The organism is Erwinia persicina NBRC 102418 (genome assembly GCF_001571305.1).
GTDB lineage: Bacteria > Pseudomonadota > Gammaproteobacteria > Enterobacterales > Enterobacteriaceae > Erwinia > Erwinia persicina.
On the sequence record NZ_BCTN01000061.1, the window covers coordinates 1 to 1,265 of the forward strand.

At 53.5% G+C, this 1,265-nt stretch carries 1 pseudogene; it reads left to right on the forward strand.

Annotated elements, in window-relative coordinates:
• The first annotated feature begins 68 nt into the window (after positions 1–68).
• Positions 69–1,233, forward strand: a pseudogene (locus EPE01S_RS23560) (IS3 family transposase).
• Positions 1,234–1,265: the final 32 nt, after the last annotated feature.

Below are 1,265 nucleotides of genomic sequence, written 5' to 3' on the forward strand. Positions count from 1 at the left end.
CCTGCTCCCCGTTGATTAATACACCACGATGTTAGTAATGTCTTCATAAGCCACATGAGGACATCCCCATGAAGAAGCGTTTTTCCGACGAACAGATCATCAGTATTCTCCGCGAGGCCGAAGCCGGGGTTTCTGCCCGTGAGCTCTGCCGTAAGCACGCCATTTCCGACGCCACGTTTTACACCTGGCGCAAGAAGTTTGGCGGCATGGAAGTCCCTGAAGTGAAGCGGCTCAAGTCGCTTGAAGAGGAGAACGCCCGCCTCAAGAAGCTGCTCGCTGAAGCCATGCTGGATAAGGAGGCGCTTCAGGTGGCTCTTGGCCGAAAGTTCTGACGACAGACCAGAAGCGGGAAGCAGTGGAAGTCATGTGTGAGGCCGCAGGTCTGTCGCAACGTCGTGCCTGCAGGCTGGCAGGTTTGTCCCTGTCGACTTGCCGTTATTCGGCTCAGCGTCCGGCTGCTGACGCGCAGCTGTCTCTACGCATCACAGAGCTGGCACTTGAGCGCCGCCGCTTTGGTTACCGGCGCATCTGGCAACATGTTGTAGCATCTAAAAAATGACTACGAAGACGACAAAGACCCCATCTGATCCAGATATTGACTGATTAGACGACAAGCGGGTATACCGCATCTATCATCTCAACGGCCTGAGTGTAAAGCGCAGGCGACGCCGCAAGGGGCTGGCGACTGAGCGGCTTCCGCTTCTTCGTCCGGATGCGCCGAACCTGACATGGTCGATGGATTTTGTCATGGATGCACTTGCCAGCGGCCGCAGGATTAAGTGTCTGACCTGCGTGGATGATTTTACGAAGGAGTGTCTGACGATCACCACGGCATTCGGGATTACAGGCGTTCAGGTGACACGTATTCTGGACAGCATTGCGCTGTTTCGTGGCTATCCTGCAACGATAAGAACCGATCAGGGCCCGGAATTTACCTGCCGCGGACTCGATCAATGGGCCTTTGAACATGGTGTTGAGTTGCGCTTAATCCAGCCGGGCAAGCCAACGCAGAACGGATTTATTGAGAGTTTCAATGGCCGCTTTCGGGATGAATGCCTGAATGAACACTGGTTCAGCGATATTCTACATGCCCGGGAAATCATTAATGACTGGCGGCAGGATTATAACGAGTGTCGACCACATTCATCTCTGGATTACCAGACGCCAGCTGAATTTGCAGCAGGCTGGCGAAACGGGAAATATGAAGAAAAACCAACCGACATTACTAACTGAAGGTTGTATTTAATCCTGGGGGCAGGTCAAGA